This is a genomic window from Roseovarius tolerans (assembly GCF_900109855.1).
In the GTDB taxonomy this organism is placed as follows: domain Bacteria; phylum Pseudomonadota; class Alphaproteobacteria; order Rhodobacterales; family Rhodobacteraceae; genus Roseovarius; species Roseovarius tolerans.
This window is the reverse complement of sequence record NZ_FOBO01000002.1, coordinates 40,280-65,728: the sequence shown is the minus strand read 5'-3', so window position 1 is coordinate 65,728 and position 25,449 is coordinate 40,280. Positions and strand designations below refer to the sequence as shown.

At 62.0% G+C, this 25,449-nt stretch carries 29 protein-coding genes and 1 tRNA gene; 2 read left to right on the top strand and 28 right to left on the bottom strand.

Annotation, left to right across the window (positions count from 1 at the left end):
• Position 1: 1 nt before the first annotated feature.
• Both BMX04_RS02115 and BMX04_RS02110 read left to right on the top strand, forming a co-directional pair.
• The gene (locus BMX04_RS02115) at positions 2-1,393 is read left to right on the top strand and encodes a sensor histidine kinase (protein WP_074784793.1); all 1,392 of its coding nucleotides are present in this window, start codon (positions 2-4) and stop codon (positions 1,391-1,393) included.
• Positions 1,394-1,449: 56 nt separating this feature from the next.
• A tRNA-Arg gene (locus tag BMX04_RS02110) sits at positions 1,450-1,526 on the top strand.
• Between the two features lie 71 nt (positions 1,527-1,597).
• On the opposite strand, the gene BMX04_RS02105 is transcribed toward BMX04_RS02110, so the two are convergent.
• From BMX04_RS02105 to BMX04_RS01970, 28 genes are all read right to left on the bottom strand, one after another.
• Complete coding sequence (locus tag BMX04_RS02105; RefSeq protein ID WP_074784792.1) at positions 1,598-2,104, bottom strand: DUF2478 domain-containing protein; 507 nt, start codon at positions 2,102-2,104, stop codon at positions 1,598-1,600.
• A gap of 11 nt (positions 2,105-2,115) precedes the next feature.
• The gene (locus tag BMX04_RS02100; RefSeq protein ID WP_074784791.1) at positions 2,116-3,783 is read right to left on the bottom strand and encodes a ribonuclease J; all 1,668 of its coding nucleotides are present in this window, start codon (positions 3,781-3,783) and stop codon (positions 2,116-2,118) included.
• A gap of 6 nt (positions 3,784-3,789) precedes the next feature.
• Positions 3,790-4,560: a type III pantothenate kinase gene (locus BMX04_RS02095; RefSeq protein ID WP_074784790.1), complete on the bottom strand. Its 771-nt coding sequence runs from the start codon at positions 4,558-4,560 to the stop codon at positions 3,790-3,792.
• 18 nt (positions 4,561-4,578) lie between these two features.
• A complete protein-coding gene (locus BMX04_RS02090; RefSeq protein WP_074784789.1) occupies positions 4,579-5,343 on the bottom strand; it encodes a biotin--[acetyl-CoA-carboxylase] ligase in 765 nt (254 codons plus the stop codon).
• A 103-nt stretch (positions 5,344-5,446) separates the two neighbouring features.
• A complete protein-coding gene (nuoN, locus tag BMX04_RS02085; protein WP_074784788.1) occupies positions 5,447-6,883 on the bottom strand; it encodes an NADH-quinone oxidoreductase subunit NuoN in 1,437 nt (478 codons plus the stop codon).
• Between the two features lie 17 nt (positions 6,884-6,900).
• A complete protein-coding gene (locus BMX04_RS02080; RefSeq protein WP_074784787.1) occupies positions 6,901-8,448 on the bottom strand; it encodes an NADH-quinone oxidoreductase subunit M in 1,548 nt (515 codons plus the stop codon).
• A complete protein-coding gene (nuoL, locus tag BMX04_RS02075) occupies positions 8,448-10,538 on the bottom strand; it encodes an NADH-quinone oxidoreductase subunit L (RefSeq protein ID WP_074784786.1) in 2,091 nt (696 codons plus the stop codon). Before nuoL ends, BMX04_RS02080 begins: the two co-directional genes overlap by 1 nt.
• A gap of 4 nt (positions 10,539-10,542) precedes the next feature.
• Positions 10,543-10,848, bottom strand: coding sequence for an NADH-quinone oxidoreductase subunit NuoK (gene nuoK / locus BMX04_RS02070; RefSeq protein WP_074784785.1), 306 nt, complete (start codon positions 10,846-10,848; stop codon positions 10,543-10,545).
• 112 nt (positions 10,849-10,960) lie between these two features.
• The gene (locus BMX04_RS02065) at positions 10,961-11,569 is read right to left on the bottom strand and encodes an NADH-quinone oxidoreductase subunit J (RefSeq protein ID WP_050663939.1); all 609 of its coding nucleotides are present in this window, start codon (positions 11,567-11,569) and stop codon (positions 10,961-10,963) included.
• Positions 11,566-11,979, bottom strand: a complete 414-nt coding sequence (locus BMX04_RS02060) for a carboxymuconolactone decarboxylase family protein (RefSeq protein ID WP_050663938.1) — start codon at positions 11,977-11,979, stop codon at positions 11,566-11,568. The genes BMX04_RS02065 and BMX04_RS02060 overlap by 4 nt, the downstream gene beginning before the upstream one ends.
• Positions 11,976-12,470 (bottom strand): NADH-quinone oxidoreductase subunit NuoI, encoded by a 495-nt coding sequence (nuoI, locus tag BMX04_RS02055; protein ID WP_050663937.1) that lies wholly within the window; start codon positions 12,468-12,470, stop codon positions 11,976-11,978. The genes BMX04_RS02060 and nuoI overlap by 4 nt, the downstream gene beginning before the upstream one ends.
• Before the next feature lie 3 nt (positions 12,471-12,473).
• On the bottom strand, positions 12,474-13,511 hold the full coding sequence (gene nuoH, locus BMX04_RS02050; RefSeq protein WP_050663936.1) for an NADH-quinone oxidoreductase subunit NuoH: 1,038 nt from the start codon (positions 13,509-13,511) through the stop codon (positions 12,474-12,476).
• A 7-nt stretch (positions 13,512-13,518) separates the two neighbouring features.
• The gene (locus BMX04_RS02045) at positions 13,519-13,902 is read right to left on the bottom strand and encodes a hypothetical protein (RefSeq protein ID WP_050663946.1); all 384 of its coding nucleotides are present in this window, start codon (positions 13,900-13,902) and stop codon (positions 13,519-13,521) included.
• A gap of 2 nt (positions 13,903-13,904) precedes the next feature.
• The gene (nuoG, locus tag BMX04_RS02040) at positions 13,905-15,893 is read right to left on the bottom strand and encodes an NADH-quinone oxidoreductase subunit NuoG (protein ID WP_074784784.1); all 1,989 of its coding nucleotides are present in this window, start codon (positions 15,891-15,893) and stop codon (positions 13,905-13,907) included.
• Between the two features lie 6 nt (positions 15,894-15,899).
• The gene (locus BMX04_RS02035; RefSeq protein WP_074784783.1) at positions 15,900-16,301 is read right to left on the bottom strand and encodes a DUF5333 domain-containing protein; all 402 of its coding nucleotides are present in this window, start codon (positions 16,299-16,301) and stop codon (positions 15,900-15,902) included.
• A gap of 127 nt (positions 16,302-16,428) precedes the next feature.
• On the bottom strand, positions 16,429-16,764 hold the full coding sequence (locus BMX04_RS02030) for a hypothetical protein (RefSeq protein ID WP_074784782.1): 336 nt from the start codon (positions 16,762-16,764) through the stop codon (positions 16,429-16,431).
• Positions 16,765-16,796: 32 nt separating this feature from the next.
• Entirely contained in the window at positions 16,797-18,092 is a 1,296-nt protein-coding gene (gene nuoF, locus BMX04_RS02025; RefSeq protein ID WP_074784781.1) for an NADH-quinone oxidoreductase subunit NuoF, read from the bottom strand.
• Positions 18,093-18,096: 4 nt separating this feature from the next.
• Positions 18,097-18,318 (bottom strand): DUF5337 domain-containing protein, encoded by a 222-nt coding sequence (locus BMX04_RS02020; protein ID WP_338101060.1) that lies wholly within the window; start codon positions 18,316-18,318, stop codon positions 18,097-18,099.
• 12 nt (positions 18,319-18,330) lie between these two features.
• The gene (locus BMX04_RS02015) at positions 18,331-19,089 is read right to left on the bottom strand and encodes an NADH:ubiquinone oxidoreductase (protein ID WP_074784779.1); all 759 of its coding nucleotides are present in this window, start codon (positions 19,087-19,089) and stop codon (positions 18,331-18,333) included.
• 35 nt (positions 19,090-19,124) lie between these two features.
• On the bottom strand, positions 19,125-20,327 hold the full coding sequence (locus BMX04_RS02010) for an NADH-quinone oxidoreductase subunit E (protein ID WP_074784778.1): 1,203 nt from the start codon (positions 20,325-20,327) through the stop codon (positions 19,125-19,127).
• Between the two features lie 2 nt (positions 20,328-20,329).
• Positions 20,330-20,608 carry an NADH dehydrogenase gene (locus BMX04_RS02005; protein WP_074784777.1) on the bottom strand — a complete coding sequence of 93 codons (279 nt, stop codon included), beginning with the start codon at positions 20,606-20,608 and terminating at the stop codon, positions 20,330-20,332.
• Positions 20,605-21,333: a hypothetical protein gene (locus BMX04_RS02000; protein WP_139194472.1), complete on the bottom strand. Its 729-nt coding sequence runs from the start codon at positions 21,331-21,333 to the stop codon at positions 20,605-20,607. The genes BMX04_RS02005 and BMX04_RS02000 overlap by 4 nt, the downstream gene beginning before the upstream one ends.
• Positions 21,334-21,398: 65 nt before the next feature.
• Positions 21,399-22,616, bottom strand: coding sequence for an NADH-quinone oxidoreductase subunit D (locus tag BMX04_RS01995; RefSeq protein WP_074784775.1), 1,218 nt, complete (start codon positions 22,614-22,616; stop codon positions 21,399-21,401).
• Positions 22,616-22,819, bottom strand: coding sequence for a hypothetical protein (locus tag BMX04_RS01990; protein ID WP_235575872.1), 204 nt, complete (start codon positions 22,817-22,819; stop codon positions 22,616-22,618). The genes BMX04_RS01995 and BMX04_RS01990 overlap by 1 nt, the downstream gene beginning before the upstream one ends.
• Positions 22,819-23,427: an NADH-quinone oxidoreductase subunit C gene (locus BMX04_RS01985; RefSeq protein ID WP_074784774.1), complete on the bottom strand. Its 609-nt coding sequence runs from the start codon at positions 23,425-23,427 to the stop codon at positions 22,819-22,821. Before BMX04_RS01985 ends, BMX04_RS01990 begins: the two co-directional genes overlap by 1 nt.
• The gene (locus BMX04_RS01980; RefSeq protein WP_050663944.1) at positions 23,424-23,906 is read right to left on the bottom strand and encodes a NuoB/complex I 20 kDa subunit family protein; all 483 of its coding nucleotides are present in this window, start codon (positions 23,904-23,906) and stop codon (positions 23,424-23,426) included. Before BMX04_RS01980 ends, BMX04_RS01985 begins: the two co-directional genes overlap by 4 nt.
• A 134-nt stretch (positions 23,907-24,040) precedes the next feature.
• Complete coding sequence (locus BMX04_RS01975) at positions 24,041-24,406, bottom strand: NADH-quinone oxidoreductase subunit A (RefSeq protein WP_175477310.1); 366 nt, start codon at positions 24,404-24,406, stop codon at positions 24,041-24,043.
• 220 nt (positions 24,407-24,626) lie between these two features.
• Positions 24,627-25,409: a crotonase/enoyl-CoA hydratase family protein gene (locus BMX04_RS01970; RefSeq protein ID WP_074784773.1), complete on the bottom strand. Its 783-nt coding sequence runs from the start codon at positions 25,407-25,409 to the stop codon at positions 24,627-24,629.
• Positions 25,410-25,449 lie beyond the last annotated feature (40 nt).

The following is a 25,449-nucleotide window of genomic DNA, read 5'->3' as shown; positions in this document are numbered from 1 at the left end:
CTTGCTCAATTCACTTTCGGGACGTTTCCTGATCCTGACGGCCGTCTTCGTGATGCTGGCCGAAGTCCTGATCTTCGTGCCCTCCATCGCCCGCTTTCGCGAGGAATTCCTGCTGACCCGACTGGAACGGGCGCAGATCGCATCGCTGGTGCTTTTGGCCGATGAAGAGGTGAATCCCGACCTCCAGGAGGAGCTATTGCGCAACGCGGGCGTGTTCAACGTGGTCATGCGACGCAACGAGACACGGCAACTGGTACTGTCTTCACCCGTGCCCCGACCGATATCCGAAACCTACGATCTGCGGAACGCGCCCGCCTTTACCCTCATCCGCGATGCCATGACCCGGCTGACCACCCCGGAAGATCAGGTGATCCGGGTGATCGGTCAGCCGGTGCGGATGGGCGGGTTGTTGATCGAGGTTACGCTGGAGACCGACGACCTGCGCGCCGCGATGATCGACTACGGGCTGCGTATCCTCTGGCTGTCGCTGGTGATCTCGGTCTTTACCGCCGTGCTTCTGTTCTGGGCCGTCCAATACTTTCTGGTGCGCCCCATCCGCAGGGTGGTCGGAAATATGCAGGCCTATGCCGAAGCGCCAGAAGACGTGCACCGGGTGATCGCCCCCTCCTCGGGCATTCGCGAACTGCGCGAGGCCGAGGAAACGCTGCAAACGCTGCAAACCCAGTTGACCAGTGCGCTCAAGCAAAAAGAGCATCTGGCACAGCTTGGCGGCGCCGTGGCCAAGGTCAGTCACGATCTGCGCAACATCCTCACCTCGGCGCAGCTCTTCACCGACCGCATCGAGATGAGCGAAGACCCCGGCGTGAAACGCATGGCACCGAAGCTGGTGAACTCGCTGACCCGCGCGATCCATCTCTGCGAGGCCACGCTCGCCTATGGCAAGGCAGAGGAGCCTGGCCCAACCCTCGCGCAGGTCCGATTTGCCGATATCGTGGCCGATGTCATCGACAGCGAGCGGCTATCGGCAGGCAAGTTCGATATCAGTTTTGCCGAGGACGTCCCAGCCGATATGGTGCTGCGCGCCGATGCTGAGCAACTTTATCGCGTGATCGCAAATCTTGTGAGGAATGCCCGCCAAGCCATTGTGAACACGGGAAATCCGGGGGAGATCAGTGTCATGGCCGACGAAGACGAGCGCGCCTGGATCATCCGTGTTGCCGACACCGGCCCCGGCCTGCCCGCGAAGGCCCTCGAACACCTGTTCAAGCCATTTCAAGGTGGGGCGACCAAGGGCGGGACGGGCCTTGGGCTGACCATCGCGCAGGATCTCGTGCGTGGTCACGGCGGCTCGCTCTCGCTTGAACACAGCGACGAAACGGGCACATCCTTTTGCATCACCCTGCCCAAGGGAAATTTGACGGATGTGTCATAAATCTTCCAAAACGCCCTTGCATTGCCGGTCCGCAGAGTCTAATTCCTGCCCTCGACGGACCGATAGCTCAGCTGGATAGAGTACTTGACTACGAATCAAGGGGTCGGGGGTTCGAATCCTCCTCGGTCCGCCACCGTTCCCCAAAACCGGTAGCGTGAAAACTGAATAACATCAGCAGTTTACGCTGCACTCTTCTTGCGGCCGTCAATCCGTGTAGAGTGGTGCAAGCCAAGCGTCGAGGGCAGCATCATCAGGCGCGACAGGCTCCGCCAAACCCTCGCAAAACGTCTGAAACCGCGCCGCGTTGAGGTGATTGACGCCAACCAGAACCGGCACCCCGGCTGTCAGCGCGTTCGCAATCAACCCGCGAAACCCGCGCCCCTCCGCCTCGTGCTTGCCGAACTTGTTGACGATCACCAGATCGCAGCCCGCATCGAGCCGCGTCTCGCTTTCGGCCACCGCCTGTTCCAGCGCGGCCGGGTCGAGCCTGCAGCCTCGCGCCGCCGGCCCGAGGGTTTGCGAAATGCGGATCACCGGCCCGTCGGGCAAGACCTGAACATCCATGTCACAGGGGCGATCCGCATCGCAGTTGGAGTTGATCTGCACCGTGCCACACAGCCGCAGCCCGCGCGCCTGCGCGCGCATGGCCACTCCGTGCAGCAGAAGATCGGTATCGCCCCGCCCTTCGGCCATCACAGAGGCGATGCGCATGGGCGACCTCCTCAGGCGGTCAGGCGGCTGATGACCACCGTCACTTCGGGCCGTTTGCCGATCTCGTTCTGCGCGCTTTGCCGCGCCACCCGGCGCAACCCCTCTTCCAGCTTGTCGTCATTGTTCAGCGTCTTGGCCCCGGCCCGGCCCATGAATTGCGACAGATCCTCTTCCAGCACGTCGACCAGCGGCGCGCGGCTGCGTCCGGTCTCGGCAAGCCCCATCACCTCGACCCAAGGCTCACCGAGGGGCTCGTCTTCCTCGTCCATGATGACATTGATCATCACATGCCCGTTGAGCGCCATGCGAATCCGGTCGCGCACGATCCCGTCCATCGCCCCGATCTTGACCGAGCCGTCCACGTAAGTGCGCCCGGTCTCGACATATTCGGCCACCTTGGGCGCATTGCCGCTAAGGTCGATCATCATGCCGTTGACGGCCAGAACGCCGCTGATCCGGTTCGCCTCTGCCAGCTTCACATGCTCGCGCAGGTGGCGGTGCTCGCCATGCATTGGCACCACGATCTGCGGCTTGATCAGCTTGTGCATCGCGTCGAGATCGGGCCGGTTGGCATGGCCGGAGACGTGATAGCGATCATCGCCCTCGACCACATCCACGCCCATCTCGGAGAACTTGTTGATGATGTGGATGACGCCGCGCTCGTTGCCGGGAATGGTCTTGGAGGAGAAGAGGAACGTGTCACCCTCTTTGAGCACCATGCCATTGTACTTGCCATTGGCCAGCTGTGCGCTCGCCGCGCGCCGCTCGCCCTGGCTACCGGTGACGATCAGCATCAGGTTCTCGCGCGGGATGGTGCCCGCCTCTTCGGGGCTGACGGTCGCGGGGAAATCTTTGAGAACGCCGGTTTCGACCGCCGCCTCGATCATCCGCCGCATCGCCCGGCCCAACAGGCAGACCGAACGCCCGGCGCGCTTGCCCGCCTCGGCCAGCGTCTTGACCCGTGCCACGTTGCTGGCGAAGGTCGTGCAGACGAACATGCCCTTTGATGCCTGCACCAGATCGGTAATCGGTTGGCCCACTGTGCTCTCGGACCGCCCGTCGTGGTGGCTGAACACATTGGTCGAATCGCAAACCAGCGCCTTGACCCCCGGCTCGGCCAGACTCGCCCAGAGGTCATGATCAAACGGCTCTCCCACGATCGGGTTTTCGTCGATCTTGAAATCACCGCTATGCACGATGCGCCCGCCGGGGCTGTCGATGACAAGGCCCGAACTTTCGGGGATCGAGTGCGAGATCGGCACGAAACCCACGCTGAAGGGCCCCGCCTTGACCGTCTCGGGCCAGGGAGACGCAGTCTTGACTGCCTTTTCGGAATGGCCATGCTCCTCCATCTTGCGCCGTGCGATGTTGGCGGTGAAGGCGCGCGCATGGATCGGCGCGCCCAGGCGGTCGTAGTAATGCGCAACGGCTCCGACGTGATCCTCATGGGCATGGGTGATGAACACCGCCTCCAGATCGTCCTTGCGCGCCTCAAGCCAGGAGATATCCGGCAAGATCAGATCGACGCCGGGCGTGCCGTCCATGTCCGGAAAGGTCACCCCAAGATCGACCAGGATAAGCTTCTCCTTGCCCGGTTTTCCATAGCCGTAGACATAGGCATTCATACCAACTTCACCCGCCCCACCGAGGGGCAGGTAGATCAAACGTTCGCTGCTCATGGGGCGTCAGCCCTCCTTGTTGTGCTCGTGTATCACGGTCAGCCCGTGCATTGTCAGATCGTCCTCGAACATGTCGAACATGTCCGTGCCTTGCTGGAATAACGGTGCCAGCCCACCTGTTGCGATCACCTTCATGGCGCGGCCACGCTCGGCCTTTATCCGTTCACATATCCCATCAATGAGGCCGACATAACCCCAGAATACACCCGATTGCATGCAATCCACCGTGTTGGTGCCGATCACGCGGTCAGGCTTGGTCACGTCGATATGCGGCAGGGCCGCCGCTGCCTCATGTAGCGCCTGAAGCGACAGGTTCACCCCCGGCGCGATCACCCCGCCGATATAGGCACCATCATGATCGACCACATCGAACGTGGTGGCGGTGCCGAAATCCACGATGATCAGATCGCCGCCATAAAGGTCATAGCCCGCCACCGTGTTGACCAGCCGATCCGGCCCCACCTGCGTGCCCGCATCCACCCGCACATCCACCGGCAGACGGCACTCGGGCTTGCCCACGACCAGCGGGCGGCAATTGAAATAGCGATCAGACAGAACGCGCAGATTGAACACCACCCGCGGCACCGTGGAACTGATCACCACCGCGTTGATCTTGGCATCAATCCCGTGATGCGCCAGCAGCGTCTTGAACCAGACGAAATACTGATCCGCCGTGCGCTGATGCTCGGTCGAGGTGCGCAGCGTGCACAGAAACCGCGTCCCGTCCCAGATCGAAAACACCGTGTTGGTATTGCCGCAATCAATCGCCAGAAGCATGGGCACCGCCCTCCCGCGTCAGAAAAACACCTCGGCTGCGGCAATCGCCTGCCGCCCCTTCGGTGTCATTAGAACGAGATTGCCCGCCTCGTCCACCGTCTCGAAAGTGCCGTGATGGCTGTCGCGTGTAGTGCGGGCGGTAATCGCCGTACCCAGACGCGCCGCGCGGTCGAGCCATGCCCGGCGAATGGGACCGAACCCGTAGGTCACGAATTGCGCCTCAAACCGCGCATAGGCCGGGGCCAGAAGGTCTAGAAACTCCTCCGGCCCGATTGCCACCCCGCTCTCGCACAACAGCGAGACAGGTCGCAACGCGCCCTCCTCCACCTCCGCCGGTGCAGGAGCGCTGCGCAGATTCACTCCGATGCCGATGGCGAAATGACTCAGCCCACGGCCCGCGCCCGCGCTCTCCAAAAGAATGCCCGCCAGCTTGCCGCCATTGAGCAGCACGTCATTGGGCCATTTGAGACTGATCCCCTCGGCGCGCCCGGTGGCCGCAACAAGCGCGTCGAAAAGCGCGAGCGACGCCACGAAAGACCGCAACGCCACCTTGTCCGGGCTCTCATTGGGCCGCATCACCAAGGTCGCCGCGAAGTTCCCCATCGGGTTAACCCAAACCCGCCCGCGCCGCCCGCGCGCCGCCGTCTGCTCCAGCGCCAGGATCCACTCCGGTCCACGCAAGCCGGGGGCCAGCCGCGCAGCCTCGGCGTTGGTGCTATCGACCGAGGCCAGTACCCGGCGACCATAGCTCTCGGGCCAGTCGAGTTCCGATGTCGGCTTCATCTTTCCGAAAATACTCCCGCCGGAGGCGTGCGGTCGCCTAAACCAAAGCGACGCGCCCGGCAGGGGCGCGTCACCTTTTTCTCAGACCGTGATCGGTCTCATGTCAGTTGACCAGCGTCGCGGCGGCGGCCTGCGCCATCGTCTCGACCCCGAACATGTTGACGATGCCCAGAAGCATCACCGCCGCCGAGGCCATCAGGAACGCCCATTGCACTGGCGAGCGGCCGGTTTCCAGCGTCTCGCCCTCTTCGCCGAAATACATGTAGAACACGATGCGCAGGTAGTAGAACGCCCCGATCACAGAGGCGATCACCCCGGCCACCGCCAGCCATGCCAGCCCGCCCTCATAGGCCGCGCGCAGCACGTAGAGCTTGCCGAAAAAGCCCAGAAGCGGCGGCACACCGGCGAGGCTGAACAAGAGGATCAACATTGCAAGCGCGCGCCCCGGCTGCGCCTTGGAATACATGTTGAGCGCGCGGATATCCGTGACCGGCTGCCCGTCGCGCTCCATCGACAGGATGAAGGCGAAGGTGCCCACGTTCATCGTGACATAGATCGCCATGTAAATGAGCATCGCCTGCACGCCGAACACCGTGCCCGCCGCCAGCCCCATCAGCGCATAGCCCATATGCGCGATCGACGAATAGGCCATCAGCCGCTTGATATCGGTCTGCCCGATTGCCGCGATGCCACCGAGGAACATCGACAGCAGGCTCAGCACCGCGAGCACCTGTTGCCAGTCGCCCACCACCTCGCCAAAGGCGTCATGCACGACGCGCGCGACCAGTGCCATCGCCGCCACCTTGGGGGCCGTGGCGAAAAACGCCGTGATTGGCGTCGGTGCGCCCTCATAGACATCGGGCGTCCACATGTGGAACGGCACGGCGGAAATCTTGAACGCCAGACCGGCCAGCACGAAGACCAGACCGAGCAGGAGACCGATCGGGGCCTGCCCGTCTGCCGCGTCAATGATGCCCGAGAAAAGCGTCGTGCCCGCATAGCCATAAGTCAGCGACGCCCCGTAGAGCAGCAGGCCCGACGACAGCGCGCCCAGCACGAAATACTTGAGCCCCGCCTCGGTCGATTTGGCACTGTCGCGGCGCAGAGAGGCGACGACATAAAGCGCCAACGATTGCAGCTCCAACCCCATGTAGAGCGCCATCAGATCGCCCGCACTGACCATCACCATCATGCCCACGACCGCAAGCGCGACCAACAGCGGATACTCGAAGCGCAGGATATCCCGGCGCGCCATGTATTCCTGCCCCAGCACCAGCACCGCCCCCGCCGAGAGCAGGATCGTCACCTTGGCAAAGCGGGCAAAGCCATCGTCGTTGAACATGCCGTCAAAGGCGGTGCGCGTGCCGCCACCGGACGAGGCTCCAATCCACAGCGCCATGACCGCGAAGAGCGCCGCCGTGAGCCAGACCAGCATCCCTGCCATCTTGTCCTTGCCGGTATAGGCGCCGAACAAAAGCGCCGCGATGGCATAGACGGAAATCACGATTTCCGGCAGGATTACGTTCAGATCAGCCTGCATGTCTCAGTGCCTCCGGTTCAGTGGTCCGCGACGGCAACCTGGCTGCTGGCCTGTGCCACCGCCTGTGCCGTCTCTACGTTGGAAATCAGCGCCTCGACCGAGGGGCCGGTGATGTCGGTGACCAGCCGGGGATAGACCCCGAGCAGCAGCGTCATCACCACCAGCGGCGCAAAGATCGCCCGCTCGCGCTTGGTCATATCGGTGATCGTGCGCAGGCTCTCCTTGATAAGGTCGCCAAACACCACCCGGCGATAGAGCCAGAGCGCATAGGCCGCCGACAGGATCACACCCGTGGTCGCCACGGCCGCCACCCATGTGTTGACCTGGAACACACCGACAAGCGTCAGGAATTCCCCGATGAACCCGGATGTGCCCGGCAGCCCGACATTGGCCATGGTGAAGAACATGAAGATCAGCGCATAGGCCGGCATCCGGTTCACGAGGCCACCATAGGCGTCGATCTCGCGGGTGTGCATCCGGTCATAGATCACGCCGACGCAGAGAAAGAGCGCGCCCGAGATGAAGCCGTGGCTGATCATCTGGAAGATCGCCCCATCAAGCCCCTGCTGATTGGCCGCGAAAATCCCCATCGTGACATAGCCCATGTGGGCCACCGACGAATAGGCGATCAGCTTTTTCATGTCTTCCTGCGCCAGTGCCACCAGCGACGTGTAGACAATCGCGATGGCGCTCATCCACAGCACCAAGGGCGTCAGCACCTCGGAGCCCACCGGAAACATCGGCAATGAGAACCGCAGGAAGCCATAGCCGCCCATCTTCAAGAGGATCGCCGCCAGCACGACTGAGCCTGCCGTGGGGGCCTGCACGTGCGCATCGGGCAGCCAGGTATGCACCGGCCACATCGGCATTTTCACCGCGAAGCTGGCAAAGAACGCCAGGAACATCAGCGTCTGCATGCCGCCGACGATGTGGATGCCCAACAGCGAGAAACTGTCTGAGGCAAATTCATGCCGCAAGAGCGACGGAATATCGGTGGTCCCCGCATCCGAGAACATCGCCACCATCGCCACCAGCATCAGCACCGAGCCGAGGAAGGTGTAGAGGAAGAACTTGAACGAGGCATAAATGCGTGCCGCACCGCCCCAGATCCCGATGATCAGGAACATCGGAATAAGCCCCGCCTCGAAGAAGAGGTAAAAGAGCACCAGATCGAGCGCCATGAACACACCCAGCATCAGCGTCTCAAGGATCAGGAACGCGATCATGTATTCCTTGACGCGGGTTTTGACGTTCCACGACGCCGCGATGGTCAGCGGCATCATGAAGGTCGTCAGCAAAACGAACAGAACGCTGATCCCATCGACACCCATCTTGTATTTCAGACCCAGGAGCCAGTCCTGCTCCTCGACGAACTGAAACCCGGTGTTCGACGGGTCGAAATCAAACAGGATGAAAAGCGACACAAGGAATGTCAGCGTGGTCGCGATCATCGCCACCCATTTGGCGTTCTTCTGCGCCGCCTCATCCTCACCGCGCAGGAAGATCGCGAGGATCGCCGCCGCCACCGCCGGGATGAAGGTCACAATGGAAAGCAGGTTGTCCATCAGTTGGCCCCCCCGAAGATCGTCATCCACGTGACCAGGATCGCGATCCCGATCACCATGGCAAAGGCATAGGTGAAGATGTAGCCCGACTGCGCCCGGCCAGCGAGCCGCGTGAGCCGCGGGATAAGCCCCATGGCCACACCGTTGAGCGAGCCGTCGATCACGTCACCGTCGCCGCGCTTCCACAGTAGCTGCCCGAGCGCCTTGGCGGGGCGGACGAAGAGGAAGTCGTAGATCTCGTCGAAATACCACTTGTTGAGCAGGAAGAGGTAAAGCGGACGGTTCGTTGCGGCCACGCGACCCGGCATCGCTGGATCCCAGACGTAGAACCACAGCGCCGTGATCAGGCCGATCAGCATGGCGATGAATGGGCTGACCTTGACCCATGTCGGTGCATGATGCGCATCATCAAGCACGGTACTGTCGGGATGCATGAAGATCGCGCCCTGCGGCGGGCCGGAATGGGCGGCGGTGCCAGTCTCCTCGTGCATCGTTTCGTGGTCGTGGCCCTCTTCGCCATGCGCCACCGCCTCGGGCGTTTCAGTTGCCTCGGCGTGATGCTCCGGCATCCCGAAGAAACTGTTGACCTGTGCATGGCTGCCGAAAAAGCTGCCGTACCAGATCATGCCCGCGAAGACCGCGCCAAGCGCCAGCACACCAAGCGGCGCGACCATCACCATGGGGCTTTCATGCGCGTGCTCATGGGTGTGCTTGTCGCCGCGCGCCTCACCAAAGAAGGTGAGGAACATCAGCCGCCAGCTATAGAACGAGGTGAACAGCGCCGCAATCACCAGCATCCAGAACGCATAACCTCCTTCGGTGCCGGCCCATGCGCTCTCGATCACCGCGTCCTTGGACAGGAACCCGGCAAAGCCGATATGGGTCAGCGGAATGCCCACCCCGGTGATCGCCAGCGTGCCGATCATCATCGCCCAGAACGTGTAGGGCATCTTCTTGCGCAGCCCTCCATAGTTGCGCATGTCCTGCTCGTGATGCATCCCATGTATGACCGAGCCTGCGCCAAGAAACAGCATCGCCTTGAAGAACGCATGCGTGAAGAGGTGGAACATCGCCACCGAGTAGACACCGACACCGGCGGCCACAAACATGTAGCCAAGCTGCGAACAGGTCGAATAGGCGATTACCCGTTTGATGTCGTTCTGCACGAGGCCCACGGTCGCCGCGAAAAACGCCGTTGTGGCCCCAAGGAACACGACGAAGTTCATCGCCTCGGGGGCGTATTCCATCAGCGGCGACATGCGGCAGACAAGAAACACGCCCGCCGTCACCATGGTCGCCGCGTGGATAAGCGCCGACACCGGGGTCGGGCCTTCCATCGCGTCGGGCAGCCATGTGTGCAGGAAGAGCTGCGCCGATTTGCCCATCGCGCCCACAAACAGCAGGAAGGCGATCAGGTTGGCCGCGTTCCACTCGGTCCAGAGAAAGGTCAGCTGCGTTTCGGCCAGCTCCGGTGCGGCGGCGAACACATCGTCGAGCTTGATCGAGTCGACGAGGAAATAGAGCGCCATGATGCCCAAAGCGAAGCCGAAATCGCCCACCCGGTTGACCACGAAGGCCTTGATCGCAGCGGCATTGGCGCTTGGCTTGCGATAGTAGAAACCGATCAGCAGGTACGACGCGACGCCCACGCCCTCCCAACCAAAGAACATCTGCAACAGGTTATCCGAGGTCACCAGCATCAGCATCGAGAAGGTGAAGAACGACAGATACGCGAAAAAGCGCGGCCGATAGCTCTCATTGTCGCGGAAATTCTCGTCATGCGCCATGTAGCCGACGGAATAGAGATGCACGAGGGCCGAGACGGTGGTGATCACGATCAGCATGATCGCCGTCAGCCGATCCATCCGAATGGCCCATGCCGTGTCGAGCGTGCCCGACTGCACCCAATCCAGAATATGGATCTGCTCGGTCACCCCATCATGGCCAAGAAACAGAATCCAGCTCAGCAGCGCCGAGAGGAACAAGAGCCCCGTCGTGACCCATTGCGCGCCCTGATCGCCGATGATGCGCCAGCCGAAACCCGCGATGATCGCCCCGACGAGAGGCGCGAAGAGAAGGATGGTTTCCATGACTTCAGCCTTTCATCACGTTGATGTCTTCGACGGCGATGGTGCCCCGATTGCGGAAGAAACAGACGAGGATGGCAAGGCCGATGGCGGCCTCGGCGGCGGCGACGGTCAGCACGAAGAGCGTGAACACCTGCCCCACCAGATCACCCAGATACGACGAAAACGCGACGAGGTTGATATTCACCGACAAGAGCATCAGCTCGATCGACATCAGCAGGATGATCACGTTCTTGCGGTTCAGAAACAGGCCGAAGATGCCTATCACGAACAAGGCCGCCGCCACCGTGAGATAATGTTCAAGTCCGATCATGTCTGTCCCTCCGGGCCGTGCCCGATTGTCGTCTTTACGCGTCGCCCCGGGCGTTGCCGGAACACTTTTCCCATCGTCACCCCGGGTCGCGCCCGGGGCGGGTGAGGCCCCGTTAGAGCCCCTGCCCCGGTTTCACATCCCGCAATTCCATCGCCTTGGCGGGGTCGCGATACATCTGCGCCAGCACGTCCTGCCGCTTGACATCCGTGCGGTGCCGAAGCGTGAGCACAATGGCCCCGATCATCGCCACCAACAGGATCAGCCCCGAAAGCTGGAACAGGATGAAGTATTTGTCATAAAGCAGCATCCCGAGGGCCGCGGTATTCTCTACCCCCTCGGGCGTCACCGAGCGGCGTGCCGCCTCGGCCCCGTCGGCCATGGTCCAGTTGCCGAAGGCGAGACCGAACTGCATCAGAAGGATCACACCGATCAGCAGTGCCAATGGCATGTATTTCGCCATCTCCGCTTTCAACTCGGCGAAATCAACGTCGAGCATCATCACCACGAAGAGAAACAGAACCGCGACGGCGCCGACGTAGACGATGATCAGCAGCATCGCCACGAATTCAGCACCCAGCAGAACGAACAGCCCGGCCGCGCTGATGAAGGACAGGATCAGCCAGAGCACCGAATGCACCGGGTTGCGACTGATCACAGTGAACAGCCCACCGGTCAGAAGTGCCACGGCAAAGAGGTAAAAGGACATCGCAGCAATCGTCATTTCTCTGATCCTTTCTCGTCTTCGCCGTCCATCACCTCGCGCGCAAACTCCATCGCGCGGGTCATCGAGGGGATACCGGCAAACATCGCCATCTGTGCGATCGTCTCGGCAATCTCATCCTTGGTCGCCCCCGCCTCGAGCGCATGGCGCACGGTCATGCGGATCTGCGTATCGCTCTGCGCGCCCAGCATCGTCAACCCCGCAAGCGTGATCAACAGCCGCGTCTTGGCGTCCAGCCCCTCCTTGTTGATGCCCTTGCCAAAGCTCATTTCCATGAACTCCTTGGGCATCGTCGGCCAGAGCGATTCAAACCCCTTGGGCGAAAAGCTCTCAAGCGCGGGATTCATCGCCTTGGCCATTTCCTGCGCCTGACGCATCATCATCTCGAAGGGGTTGGTTGGATCGTTCATCTGTAGGGTGCATCCAGTTCGAGGTTATGGGCGATCTCCGCCTCCCACCGGTCGCCGTTCTCCAACAACTTGGCCTTGTCGTAGAACAGTTCTTCACGGGTCTCGGCGGCAAACTCGAAATTCGGCCCCTCGACGATCGCATCGACCGGACACGCCTCCTGGCAGAAACCGCAATAGATGCATTTCGTCATGTCGATGTCATAGCGCGTGGTGCGGCGGCTGCCGTCATCACGCGGTTCGGCGTCGATGGTGATCGCCTGCGCCGGGCAGATCGCCTCGCACAGCTTGCAGGCGATGCAGCGCTCCTCGCCATTGGGATAGCGGCGCAGGGCATGCTCGCCGCGAAAGCGCGGGGAAAGCGGGCCTTTTTCATGCGGATAGTTCAGCGTCGCCTTGGGCGCGAAAAAGTATTTCAGCCCCAGCCTGAACCCCTTGAAAACATCGGTCAGCAGGAAATATCCCGCCGCGCGTCCGTAATCGATCTGCGTCATGGATCAGCCTCCAATCGCCCAACGGGCCCAGAACCCGCCGAACACTTCGAATTTCGCAAGGAACGCCACGATCACGACCCAGCCGATCGACATGGGCAGGAACACTTTCCAGCCGATGCGCATCAACTGGTCGTAGCGATACCGCGGGGTAATCGCCTTGACCATGGCGAAGATGAAGAAGAAGAACGCCATCTTACCGACCATCCAAACCACGCCATCGGGCAGGCCCGGAATGGGCGACAGCCAGCCGCCGAAGAACAACAGCGACGTGAGCGCGCACATCAGGAAAATGGCGATATATTCCCCGGCCATGAACAACAGGAACGGCGTCGAGGAATATTCCACCTGATAGCCCGCCACCAGTTCCGATTCGGCCTCGGGCAGGTCGAAGGGCGGGCGGTTGGTCTCAGCCAGCGCAGAGATGAAGAACAGGAACACCATCGGCAGGTGCGGCAGCCAGTACCAGCCGAAAAACCCGTAAGCCGTATCCTGCGCCGCCACGATGGCCCCGAAATTGAGCGAACCGGTGGAGATGATCACCCCGATGATGATGAGACCAATCGAGACCTCGTAGGAAATCATCTGCGCGGCCGAGCGCAACGAGCCAAGGAAGGGATATTTGGAGTTTGACGCCCATCCGCCCATGATCACGCCGTACACCTCCAGCGAGGAGACGGCGAAGACGAAGAGCACGGCCACGTTGATATCCGACAGCACCCAGCCTTCGTTGAGCGGGATGACCGCCCAGGCAAGGATCGCCAGCACGAAACTCGTCATCGGGGCCAGCATGAACACCGCCTTGTCGGCCCCCGCCGGCACGACGATCTCTTTCACCACGTATTTCAATGCATCGGCGACGGTCTGCAGCAGGCCCCAGACACCCACGACATTGGGGCCGCGCCGCATCTGCACGGCAGCCCAGATCTTGCGGTCGCCGTAGACGAGAAACAGCAGCGACACCATCACGAAGCCCACCACCGCAAGGCATTGTGCAACGATGATCACCAGGGTCCCGAGCGGGGTAGTCAAGAATTCAGCCATCAGGTCCTCACACCATCGGTATTCCGTTTTCCGCGCAATTCGCGGCCGTGACTTCGGCGTCGATCGTCTTCAGGCCACGCGGCAGCGCCGCCGAGACCGTATAAACCGCATCGCCCTGCCAGATGCCACCCTCTTCACTCACATTCGTGCGCACATGACGTGCAAAACCGTAGCCCCGGATCAGCGTGTATTGCGCGGCGGCACATTCGGCATAGCGATCAACGTCTTCAGCCCCCCGCGCGCCGCGCATGGTGACGTGGAAATTCACCAGGTCACCGGCCAGCAGCCGCGTCTCGACGCCCTGATAGTCGGGCTGAAACGCCGATGGCGCGCCCGGCTCGGCGCAGCCCGAAACGGCCAGCGCCAGAGGCGTTATGATCGCGACCGCCATTTTCACTCTGCCGCCATCGGCTGATTGGCGCGCGCCTTGGCATTGGCGCTCAATTCCGCCATCAATTCGCTCGACCGTGCGATCGGATTGGTCAGGTAGAAATCCTTGATCGCCAGTCGGAAATCGGCCTTGCCCAGCTTGGCCTTGGGCAGCGGCTGCCAGTCGTTCTCCGGCACGCGGTCGATTTTCTTGAGATGCGGCACATCCTTGACCAGCGCTTGACGCAGCTGCGCCATGCTGTCATAGGGCAGTGTCGCCCCCAACTCGCCCGAGAGCGCGCGCAGGATCGCCCAGTTTTCCTTGGCCTCGCCGGGCGCGAACCCGGCGCGCAGTGCCAATTGCGGGCGGCCTTCGGTGTTGACGAACAGGCCCTGCTCCTCGGTATAGGCCGCGCCGGGCAGGATAACATCGGCACGATGCGCGCCCCGGTCGCCATGGCTGCCCTGATAGATCACGAAGGGGCCGTCTGCGATCTCGACCTCGTCGGCACCGAGATTGTAGATCACGTCCGCGCCGTCGATGGCGGCATCCAAACCGCCCTCGGTCACGGCCCCTACATCCAGCGCCCCCACCCGGGCAGCGGCGGTGTGCAGCACCAGCATCCGACCGGTCAGCGCCTGCGCAGCGGCGAGCACCGCCTCGCCATCGACCTCTTGCAGGGCACCTTGTCCGACGATCACAATCGCATCTTCGGGAACCTTCAAACCATCCAAAGCGGCCCGGTCCGTGCCTGCATGGGTATAGTCATAGGTCAGGTCCACCTTGGGGCCCACCACGGTGACATCCGCCCCATTGATCCAGGCCTTGCGGATGCGTGCATTCAGCACCGGGGCCTCGAGGTTCGGGTCGCTCCCGATCAGGATGAAATTCTTTGCCGTATCAAGGTCTTCCACGGCGACATTACCGACATAGGCGCTACGATTGCCCGCAGGCAGCCGCGCCTTGTCGGTGCGGCACTCAACCGCCCCGCCCTGCCCTTCGATCAGGCCCCTGAGCGCATAGACCGCCTCGACTGGGGCCATATCGCCGACCAGACCGGTCAGCTTTTTCGCGCCCTTGATCGCCTCGGCCACCTTGCCCAAAGCCTCACCCCATGTCGCCGCACGCAGCTTGCCGTTCTCGCGGATATAAGGCCGGTCCAGACGCTGACGGCGCAGCCCGTCCCAGACAAAGCGCGTCTTGTCGGAAATCCATTCCTCGTTGGTGCCGTCATGGTTGCGCGGCAGGATGCGCATCACTTCGCGGCCCTTGCAATCCACGCGGATGGAGGACCCGAGCGCGTCCATCACATCGATGGTCTCGGTCTTCGTCAATTCCCAGGGCCGCGCGGTAAAGGCGTAGGGTTTCGACACCAGCGCCCCCACCGGGCACAGGTCGATGATGTTGCCCTGCAGGTTGCTGTCGATGATCTCGCCCAGATAGGTGGTGATCTCGGCATCTTCGCCGCGGCCCGTTTGCCCCATCACGTGCACGCCTGCCACCTCAGTGGTGAAGCGCACGCAGCGGGTGCAGGAAATGCAGCGCGTCATATGCGTCTCGACCAGCGGGCCGAGATCGAGATCCTCGGTCGCGCGCTTGGGCTCGCGGTAGCGGCTGAAATCTACGCCATAGGCCATCGCCTGATCCTGCAGATCGCACTCGCCGCCCTGATCACAGATCGGGCAATCGAGCGGGTGATTGATGAGAAGGAACTCCATCACCCCCTCGCGCGCCTTCTTGACCATCGGGCTGTTGGTCTTGACCACCGGCGGTTGCCCCTCGGGCCCGGGCCGCAGATCCTTGACCTGCATGGCACAGCTTGCCGCCGGCTTCGGCGGGCCGCCCACGACCTCGACCAGACACATCCGGCAGTTGCCCGCGATGGAAAGCCGCTCATGATAGCAGAAACGCGGAATTTCGACGCCGGCCTCTTCACAGGCCTGAATGAGGGTCATCGCGCCCTCGACCTCGATCTCCTGATCGTCGATGATGATCTTTCGTAGGTCAGCCATATCCGTCTACTCTTTTGTCAGGAACTTCCCGATCGGGGACTCTGCGGCAATTTCCGCCCGCCCCAGATCGCAGAACGTTTCGGGTTTTTCGGGATCCACGCCCTTGGCGGCCATATAGGCTTCGCCCTTGTGGCGCATCTTCCGTTTCTCAGCCTTGTTGTCCACATAGGCGTCGATCTCGGCCTCGCTGTAGCCTCGCTCGCGCGCGCGCTGCTTGAGACTGTTCATGTAAAACAGCGCCTTGATGACACGACCGCCGATACTGTCGCAATTCTTGCGGATCTCGTCGGCGATCCCGACGGCCAGAAGGCCCGCATTGATATCCGTTTCACTCGCCAGTCCGGGTTTGGACTGAACCGAACCTGCACCAAGTGCAAGGACGAGGGCGCCAGCAACAATCACACGCATCACAGATCTCCTTTCATGCGGATGTCGGGGCGCACGCAGATCGACACCCCTTTTCCGCCAGAGATGGACATGCAGGCACCTGTCATGCAATAACAAGCAGGACAAGCCCCTGATATGATGCGTGGTTTCACCATATGATGCAGCGTCCGCTCACCGACAGGCTGTCGCCCGCGCGGGCATAGACCGGCCCCTCACCACCCGCAGGCACACCGGCCCATTCGATCTCGGAGGTACCGAAATTCAGCAGGCAATAGCGCGTTGCCTCGTGCAGAACAGCTTTTCGCGCCCCCTCAGGCCCCCGCGACACACGCCGCACAGAGGCGGTAAAGTCACGACGTTCCGCCTTCTCGCCTTTGCTTTTGGCAGGATAGTAGTTGCCGTCGAAAATAACGCGTTCGTCGCGCTCGGCACAGCCTGCCAGCAACACGAGAGAAAGAGCGACGATCCCCGTGCCCCGCAGCATGCCTGTTATGTTAGCGTATATGTTCAAACCAGTCACTCCGCCGCCACGGCGCTCATGCGCCCGGCCCGCTTGGCCTTGATACGGTCCTCGATCTCGTCGCGGAAATTGCGGATCAGGCCCTGAATCGGCCAGGCCGCCGCATCGCCCAGGGCGCAGATCGTATGCCCCTCGACCTGCTTGGTCACCTGAAAGAGCATATCGATCTCCTCGACCTCGGCCTCGCCGCGCACCAGACGGTCCATCACCCGCATCATCCAGCCGGTGCCCTCACGACAGGGCGTGCACTGACCACAGCTTTCATGCTTGTAGAATTTCGACAGCCGCCAGATCGCCTTGATGATGTCGGTATCCTTGTCCATCACGATCACGGCTGCGGTACCGAGGCTCGACCCCACCTCCTTGAGCGCGTCGAAATCCATGATCGCGTCCTTGATGTTCTCGCCGCGCACGCAGGGCACCGAAGAGCCACCGGGAATGACCGCCTTGAGATTGTCCCAGCCGCCGCGGATGCCGCCGCAATGCCGCTCGATCAGCTCCTCGAAGGAGATCGACATCGTCTCTTCGACAACGCAGGGATTGTTCACATGACCCGAGACCGCAAAGATCTTGGTGCCCGCGTTGTTGGCCCGACCAAAGGACGAGAACCATTCCGGCCCACGCCGCAGGATGGTCGGTACCACGGCGATGGATTCGACGTTGTTCACGGTTGTGGGGCAGCCATAAAGCCCCGCCCCAGCCGGAAACGGCGGCTTCATCCGCGGCATGCCCTTCTTGCCCTCAAGGCTTTCGAGCAGGGCGGTTTCCTCGCCGCAGATATAGGCCCCCGCACCGTGCACGAGGTAGATGTCGAAATCCCAACCCGACTTGCAGGCATTGCGGCCCACCAGCCCAGCCTCATAGGCCTCGTCGATGGCGGCCTGCAACGCCTCTTTCTCACGGATATATTCACCGCGAATGTAGATGTAGCAGGCATGCGCGTTCATCGCGAAGCTGGCGATCAGACAGCCCTCGATCAGCGTGTGCGGATCATGGCGCATGATCTCGCGGTCCTTGCAGGTGCCGGGCTCCGACTCATCCGCATTCACCACCAGATAAGCCGGCCGCCCGTCGCTTTCCTTTGGCATGAAGGACCACTTGAGCCCGGTCGGAAAACCCGCGCCGCCGCGCCCGCGCAGCCCGCTTGCCTTCATCTGATCGACGATCCAGGCGCGACCGTTCTGCAGGATTTTCGCCGTGCCATCCCAATGTCCACGCGCCTGCGCACCCCTGAGGCTGCGGTCATGCATCCCGTAGAGATTGGTAAAGATACGGTCTTCGTCTTTCAGCATCCCGTTACCCCTGCTTGTCCTGACGCGCACGCCAGATTTGGTAGATCAAGACGAAGGCCCAGATGAACCCCGCCAATGCCATCAGGTCAAACAGCGCGCGCACGCGCTGGCTGAGCCCTATTTCGTCGCCGATGAATGTCGCGAGAACCCAGAGCACACCAGTGCCCGCGATCACCATCGCGGTAAAGCGCCCCTTGCGAGCTGTTTCTGCCTCCTTGTCCGACATCATCCATCTTCGTCAGTATACGTCGCCACCCTCGACGCGTTTGGAGAATTCCGTCTCTCCGCCCGCAGCAAGGGTCTTGGCCTGTGCCACCCAGTTATCGCGGCTCACCCGGCCCTTGAACCCCTTGATATTGGCATCGACCCAGGCCACTTCATCGGGGCCCCAGCCCGCGATCTGGTCGAAGTGGTAAAAGCCCAAGTCGTTGCACAGTTTCTCAAGCTTCGGCCCCACACCCTTGATCTGTTTCAGATCGTCGGCCTGTCCACCCTTGGGCGCGCTCAGCGCCTCGGGGCGGGTGCCTATATCGTCCTCATCTGTCGCAGCGGGAGCCGACGTTTGCGCCTCATCGCCGTACTTCCAGTCGCCCTTGCGCGCGGCGAGTTCCTTTTCGCCGTCCAGCACCGTTCCCGATTTTACCGGCGCATCGGCCGTTTCGGTCTTGGCTGCCGATTTTGCCGGGGCCGCCTTGGGGGCTGCGGGCACATGGTCCTCATCCTCGTCGAACGGGGCCTTGTAGCCGGTGATCCCGGTGACCTGACGCACCGTCTCTTTCAGGTCGCTGGTCTTTATCCCCGCGTCCCCGTCACCGTAGCCCGTGCAAACCAGCCGCGTGATGGCAAGCCCCACAAAGGCCGCGAAAGCCGCCCCCAAAAGCAGCGCCGCGAAGAAGCCGACTGCTCCGCTCGCGGACCACAGCACTAAAATTCCGGTCAATCCCGCCAGACACCAGCAGACAATCTGGCAGGTGCTCAGTTTCGACGTATCAGACATGACAATTACCCCCTCTGTTGATCAAGCAGGCGCGTTCAATAGACCCCGCCTTTCTTGGCCCGGGCAGAGAACTCCGTCTCTTTGCCCTCAGCCAGCAGTTTCGCCTGCTCAACCCAGTTGTCGCGGCTGACCCGCCCCTTGAAACCCTCAAGGTTCTGGTCGACCCAACTGACCTCATCTCGTGTCCAGTTCGCCACCTGATCGAAGTGGTAGACCCCAAGCGTGTGCAGCAATGCCTCCAGCTTGGGGCCAACCCCCTTGATCATTTTCAAATCGTCCGCCTTGCCCTTGCGCGGGGCGTCCAGCGTTGCGGGCTTGGTGCCCTGCCCGGCCTCGGCTTTCGGCTCTTTGGGCTCCTGAACCGGCTTCGCGGCAGCGGAGGCCTCGGGCTTGGCCTTGGTCTTGGCCTGAGCCTCGCCCTTGGTCGCGCCGGTTTTGTCCACCGGGGTTGCCGGGGCAACCTTGCGCGTGATCTCGACCGGTTCCTCGTTCACCTTGACCGACGGGGCCGCAGGCTGATGCATCGCGCCCTTGTCGCGCCACGGCGTCAGTAGCGGCACCTCCGACCCGTCAATGCGCTTGATCGTGTCGCCCAGATCGACCGCAAGCTGCACGCTGCCATTATACTGCGCGCGCCCGCTCTCGAAATCGGTGAGGCTGGTCAGACCGCCCTTTGGCTCCGACGCATAACGCCCGTTCTGCGGCCCGGGTGTCGGCACCCTGCCATCCGCCAGTTCGTCGATCATCTCGGCAAACCGTTCGGCGGTCAGATCCTCGTAGTAATCCTTGCCGATCTGCGCCATCGGCGCATTGGCACAGGCCCCGAGGCATTCCACCTCTTCCCATGAAAACTTGCCATCCGCCGACAGCTCATAGGGGTTGGCGGCAATCTTTTCCTTGCACACGCCGATCAGATCCTCGGCCCCGCAGATCATGCAGCTTGTCGTGCCGCAAATCTGGAAATGTGCCACGTTACCAACAGGTTGCAGCTGGAACATGAAGTAGAAGGTCGCAACCTCGAGCGCGCGGATATAATCCATATCCAGCATGTCGGCGACATGCTCGATCGCCGGACGGCTCAGCCAACCCTCCTGCTCCTGCGCGCGCCACAAGAGCGGAATGATCGCGCTTGCCTGCCGCCCCTCGGGATACTTGCTGATCTGCCCCTCGGCCCAGGCCTGGTTGGCGGGGCTGAAGGCAAAGCTCTCGGGCTGGTCATGATAGAGACGACGTAGCATTCTCAGGCACAGGCTCCTGTGGTCAATTTGATACCTCCCTCGGGCAGCCGTTCAGCGCCTCCGGAGGAAAGTTTATAAGCGGTCACCTCGAGCAGTTGCTCTCGCGTGAGGCCGGTCTGGATACCAGCGGCCAGGTAATCCGGTTCGGTCACCAACGTGCAACCAAGGCTGGTCACGGCGGAATCGTAGCGCGCCAGATCGGCCTCGCTCACCCCATCGGGCGGCAGCGCGCAGGCAGCGGTCAGGCCGAGCAGGCCAAGGGCAAGACATATCCGACTCATCGCGGGCAGAGCTCCTCTGAGATCGTCAGGCTGTCGTCGGCAACGTTCATCTCGGCCTCCCCCGCTCGCAGCATCGCGCCGATCACCGGTCGCAGCTCCTTCGTGGTAAACCCGGCGGCGGGCAACTGCCGGTCGGCCTCGGACCGGCCAAGCGAACAGCCCACCCCCTGCATATAGGCGATGAAATCGGCCCGCAGCGCATCCGCGCTGCGCGGCTCGACCGCCGCCTCGGGCGCACTCGCCATCATCTGCGGCGAGAGCCCCTTGAACTTGTCACACAGGCTTTCTTCGAGAAACACAGCCTTCTCGTCCGAAGAGAGCCGGATTTCAGACATGCGCAGCATCTTGTCCATCAAGAGCTGCACTTCGGTCATCTCAACGCCCACGCGCGGCAAGAGAAGCTTGGCCTCGTCGATAGTCATCACGCAGTTGTTGTCGGCAATCGCCGCAAAGAACCGCTCGCGCCCCGAGTAATCGAGCTTGCCACCACAAGCCCCGCCAAAGACCACCAATTGACCGTCGAGAATGCGCGCACGCTCCTCGTTGACCAACTGTTCGGTGATCGCCTTGGTCTCGACCTTGTCGTCAAAGCCCGCGCCCGGCATCACCTCGTCGGCGTGAAACGGTGACATGCGACAACCATGCTCGGCCATCACGGCGACAAAGGCCTCGATCCGCTCTGACGGTACGGCTTGCGCCTGTGCGGCACCGGAAAGCAAACCCACGGTGAGGCACCCCACAGCCGTTCGCCCCGCCCCTCGGGCTGCACTGCCAAGCCAATTCGCGCTCATTACCTGTCGATCTCCCCAAAGACGACATCCATCGTGCCGATGATCGCCGCGATATCGGCCAGTTGGTGCCCCTTGGAGATATGGTCCATCGCCTGCAGGTGCAGGAACCCCGGCGCGCGCAGCTTGGCACGGTATGGCCGGTTCGTACCATCGGCCACCAGATAAACGCCGAACTCCCCCTTGGGCGCCTCGACCGCGCAATAGACCTCGCCCTCGGGCACGCGGAACCCCTCGGTATAGAGCTTGAAGTGATGGATGAGCGCCTCCATCGAGCGCTTCATCTCGCCGCGCTTGGGCGGCGTCACCTTGCCGCGCGAGAGGATATCGCCCTGACTCTCGGGCGCGCGCAGCTTCTCGATGGCCTGATGGATGATCCGCAGACTCTGGCGCATTTCCTCCATCCGCACGAGATAGCGGTCATAGCAGTCGCCATTCTTGCCCACCGGAACAAGGAAATCGAACTCGTCATAGCATTCATAGGGCTGCGCGCGACGCAGATCCCACGCCATGCCAGAGCCGCGCACCATCACGCCGCTAAAGCCCCAATCAAGTGCCTCTTGCTGGCTCACAACGCCGATATCGGCATTGCGCTGCTTGAAGATGCGGTTTTCCGTCAACATGCCGTCAATATCATCGAGCACGCGCGGAAAGTCCTTGGCCCACTCTTCGATATCGTCGAGCAATTCAGGCGGCAGATCCTGATGCACGCCGCCGGGACGGAAATACGCCGCGTGCAGCCGCGCACCACAGGCCCGTTCATAGAAGACCATCAGCTTTTCGCGCTCTTCAAAACCCCAGAGCGGCGGAGTCAGAGCGCCCACATCCATGGCCTGGGTGGTGACGTTCAGCAGGTGGTTCAGCACACGGCCGATTTCGGAGTAGAGCACCCGGATCAGGCTCGCGCGGCGCGGAACCTCGACCCCGGTCAGCTTTTCAATGGCCAGGCACCACGCATGTTCCTGGTTCATCGGGGCCACGTAATCCAGCCGGTCCAGATAGGGCAGGTTCTGCAGGTAGGTGCGACTTTCCATCAGCTTCTCGGTGCCGCGATGGAGCAGGCCGATATGAGGGTCGCACCGCTCGACCAACTCGCCGTCCAATTCCAGAACCAAACGCAAAACCCCATGCGCCGCAGGGTGTTGTGGTCCGAAGTTAAGGTTGAAGTTGCGAATCTTCTGTTCGCCCGTAAGGGTGTCTTCGAATTTGGAGCCGTCCATTATCTGCGTCCTCCGTCAAGCTTGTCGCGGAACGCCATGACCCAAAGCAGGACCAGCGCCCCAAGCGGGATGATCGACACGAGGCTCACCCAACTGGGAATGCCGAATTTCGGCAACAACTTCCAGAACGGGATGATGATCAATACCGCGAATAGAAGCATGAAGATCACGCCACCACCACCCATGCCATAGCCGCCGCTCATCATTTCGCGCCCTCTTCCTTCTCATCACCCGGAAGGATGTAATCAGCCCCTTCCCAGGGCGACATGAAATCGAACTGCCGGTATTCCTGCACCAGTTTCACCGGCTCATAGACAACGCGCTTCTGCACCTCGTCATAGCGCACCTCGGTATAGCCCGTGGTCGGGAAATCCTTGCGCAGCGGATGGCCGCGAAACCCGTAATCGGTGAGGATGCGCCGCAGGTCGGAATGGCCCGAGAAAAGGATGCCGAACATGTCGAACACCTCGCGCTCGAACCAGTTGGCCGAGGGGAAAATCTCGGTGATCGAGGGCACCATGTCCTCTTCGCGCACAGCGACGCGCAGGCGGACACGGTGGTTTTGATACATGCTCAACAGGTGATAGACCACGTCGAACCGCTTGGGCCGTTCGGGATAATCCACCGCCGTGATATCGACCAGCGTGGAAAACGCGCAGGTCTGGTCGGTCTTGAGAAATTCCACCAGCCCGCTGATGTTCGGCAGCGCCACATCGACATTTAGTTCGCCATGCGTCACATCCCAGCCCAGCACGCAATCGCCGCGCTTCAACTCGATATATGCGCCCAGTTCCTTGAGTGCCTTGCTCATCTCACGATCGTCCCTGTCCGGCGGATTTTGCGCTGCAACTGGAGGATGCCATAAACCAGCGCCTCGGCGGTCGGCGGGCAGCCCGGCACGTAGATATCGACCGGCACGATCCGGTCACAGCCGCGCACCACGGAATAGCTATAGTGGTAGTAGCCGCCGCCATTGGCGCAGGACCCCATCGAAATCACGTAGCGCGGCTCCGGCATCTGGTCATAGACCTTGCGCAGCGCCGGGGCCATCTTGTTGGTCAGCGTGCCCGCCACGATCATCACGTCAGACTGGCGCGGGCTGGCGCGCGGTGCAAAGCCGAACCGCTCCACGTCATAGCGCGGCATCGCGGTGTGCATCATCTCGACCGCGCAACATGCCAAGCCAAAGGTCATCCAATGCAGGCTGCCGGTGCGTGCCCAATTGATGATGTCCTCGGTCGAGGTCACCAGAAACCCCTTGTCCTGCAACTCGGCGTTCAGCGCCTGCATCGCGGGTTCGTGGGTCTCACCCGGCTCGTAAGCCTCAACCGGGGCGAGGCTCGACGGCGCGGATTTCACGCGCGGGCTCTGGTTGCCCTGGCCCTGGCCCTGCGTTTCGGTCACGACCGCGTCGTCTTGATCGTTCACTCCCATTCCATCGCTCCCTTGCGCCATTCATAGGCGAATCCGGCGGTCAGAACGGCCAGAAACACCATCATCGACCAAAATGCCGCCATGCTCAGATCCTGAAAGGCGACTGCCCATGGAAATAGCATGGCAATCTCAAGGTCAAAGATGATGAAGAGGATCGACACCAGATAAAACCGAACATCGAACTTCATCCGCGCGTCATCAAAGGCGTTGAAGCCGCACTCATAGGCGCTCAGCTTTTCCGGGTCGGGGTTGCGAACCGCCAGCACCACGGCCGCCAAGATCAGGACGAGCCCGAGACCTATGGCAATGGCCAGCAAAATCAGGATGGGGAGGTATTCCCTCAGCATCTCTTCCACGAGGTGGCTCCTTTCATGCGCGGGCGCGGGCGCATCAAGATGGCTGCATGACTATGCCGGGTTTAAACCCGCCCCTTGATGGGGTCAACCAAGCGTGCGCGGGTTTGATTGCCCGGCAGGCCTGAATCTGCATTTATGTATGCGATAGTATGCCGCAATTCGGTCGAATTGGACCGAAAACCTGACCGCCCGTCGCCGCATCGCGGCAAATCCGCGCGACTCAGCCCCGCCAGCGGGGCGCGCGCTTGTCGAAGAAAGCGCCGATGCCCTCCGGCGCCTCGTCCCCGGCCCAGCACTCGGCCAGCGCCTCGACGGTCTGCGCGATCACCGCCTCGTCGATCCTAGGCCCCAGATCCCGCAACAGCGCCTTGGCCCGCGCGACCGCCCCCGGCGCGCAATCAAGATAGGGCGCGACCTCGGCCTCGACCGCCGCATCAAGTTCACCCTCGGGCACCGCCTGCGCCAGCAAGCCCAGATCTTTCGCCTCACCCGCATCGAAACGCCGCCCGGACATGAAGACGCGCCGCGCCCGTGCCTCGCCCATGCGCGCCGCCACGTAAGGCCCGATCGTGGCAGGGATCAGCCCCAACCGCGTCTCGGTCAGCGCGAATTGCGCAGCCTCCGCGCCGATCACAACATCGCACACGCTCATCAGCCCGACACCCCCGCCAAAGGCATTGCCATGCACCCGGCCAATGAGCGGCTTCGACAGGGTGTTGAGCGCCTGCAGCATATGCGCGAGCTTGGCCGCCTCGCGCCCGCGCACCTCCGGGTCCGCCTCGAACTGATCCCGCATCCAGCCCAAATCGCCACCGGCGCAGAATGTCCTGCCCCTGGCTGCCAGCACCACCACCCGCACAGCATCGTCAGCCCCCAGATCCATCGCCGCCTGATGCAACTCCGCAATCATCTGCGCCGACATGGCGTTATGCTTCTCCGCCCGGTCCAGCCACAGCGTCACCACCCCCCGCGCGTCTTGCTCGATGCTGATCGTCTCGGTCATGCCCTCTCCTCTTCGTACCAAATTTCTTCAAAAGAAATTT

Coding starts and splice junctions, on each gene's coding strand:
- BMX04_RS02105 (WP_074784792.1), bottom strand. CDS start 2,104: ATGCGCATCGCCTCTGTGATGGCCGAAGGGCGGGGCGATACCGATCTT.
- BMX04_RS02100 (WP_074784791.1), bottom strand. CDS start 3,783: ATGAGCAGCGAACGTTTGATCTACCTGCCCCTCGGTGGGGCGGGTGAA.
- BMX04_RS02095 (WP_074784790.1), bottom strand. CDS start 4,560: ATGCTTCTGGCGATTGATTGCGGCAATACCAACACGGTGTTTTCGATC.
- BMX04_RS02090 (WP_074784789.1), bottom strand. CDS start 5,343: ATGAAGCCGACATCGGAACTCGACTGGCCCGAGAGCTATGGTCGCCGG.
- nuoN (WP_074784788.1), bottom strand. CDS start 6,883: ATGCAGGCTGATCTGAACGTAATCCTGCCGGAAATCGTGATTTCCGTC.
- BMX04_RS02080 (WP_074784787.1), bottom strand. CDS start 8,448: ATGGACAACCTGCTTTCCATTGTGACCTTCATCCCGGCGGTGGCGGCG.
- nuoL (WP_074784786.1), bottom strand. CDS start 10,538: ATGGAAACCATCCTTCTCTTCGCGCCTCTCGTCGGGGCGATCATCGCG.
- nuoK (WP_074784785.1), bottom strand. CDS start 10,848: ATGATCGGACTTGAACATTATCTCACGGTGGCGGCGGCCTTGTTCGTG.
- BMX04_RS02065 (WP_050663939.1), bottom strand. CDS start 11,569: ATGACGATTGCTGCGATGTCCTTTTACCTCTTTGCCGTGGCACTTCTG.
- BMX04_RS02060 (WP_050663938.1), bottom strand. CDS start 11,979: ATGAACGATCCAACCAACCCCTTCGAGATGATGATGCGTCAGGCGCAG.
- nuoI (WP_050663937.1), bottom strand. CDS start 12,470: ATGACGCAGATCGATTACGGACGCGCGGCGGGATATTTCCTGCTGACC.
- nuoH (WP_050663936.1), bottom strand. CDS start 13,511: ATGGCTGAATTCTTGACTACCCCGCTCGGGACCCTGGTGATCATCGTT.
- BMX04_RS02045 (WP_050663946.1), bottom strand. CDS start 13,902: ATGGCGGTCGCGATCATAACGCCTCTGGCGCTGGCCGTTTCGGGCTGC.
- nuoG (WP_074784784.1), bottom strand. CDS start 15,893: ATGGCTGACCTACGAAAGATCATCATCGACGATCAGGAGATCGAGGTC.
- BMX04_RS02035 (WP_074784783.1), bottom strand. CDS start 16,301: ATGCGTGTGATTGTTGCTGGCGCCCTCGTCCTTGCACTTGGTGCAGGT.
- BMX04_RS02030 (WP_074784782.1), bottom strand. CDS start 16,764: ATGCTGCGGGGCACGGGGATCGTCGCTCTTTCTCTCGTGTTGCTGGCA.
- nuoF (WP_074784781.1), bottom strand. CDS start 18,092: ATGCTGAAAGACGAAGACCGTATCTTTACCAATCTCTACGGGATGCAT.
- BMX04_RS02020 (WP_338101060.1), bottom strand. CDS start 18,318: ATGTCGGACAAGGAGGCAGAAACAGCTCGCAAGGGGCGCTTTACCGCG.
- BMX04_RS02015 (WP_074784779.1), bottom strand. CDS start 19,089: ATGTCTGATACGTCGAAACTGAGCACCTGCCAGATTGTCTGCTGGTGT.
- BMX04_RS02010 (WP_074784778.1), bottom strand. CDS start 20,327: ATGCTACGTCGTCTCTATCATGACCAGCCCGAGAGCTTTGCCTTCAGC.
- BMX04_RS02005 (WP_074784777.1), bottom strand. CDS start 20,608: ATGAGTCGGATATGTCTTGCCCTTGGCCTGCTCGGCCTGACCGCTGCC.
- BMX04_RS01995 (WP_074784775.1), bottom strand. CDS start 22,616: ATGGACGGCTCCAAATTCGAAGACACCCTTACGGGCGAACAGAAGATT.
- BMX04_RS01990 (WP_235575872.1), bottom strand. CDS start 22,819: ATGAGCGGCGGCTATGGCATGGGTGGTGGTGGCGTGATCTTCATGCTT.
- BMX04_RS01985 (WP_074784774.1), bottom strand. CDS start 23,427: ATGAGCAAGGCACTCAAGGAACTGGGCGCATATATCGAGTTGAAGCGC.
- BMX04_RS01980 (WP_050663944.1), bottom strand. CDS start 23,906: ATGCAGGCGCTGAACGCCGAGTTGCAGGACAAGGGGTTTCTGGTGACC.
- BMX04_RS01970 (WP_074784773.1), bottom strand. CDS start 25,409: ATGACCGAGACGATCAGCATCGAGCAAGACGCGCGGGGGGTGGTGACG.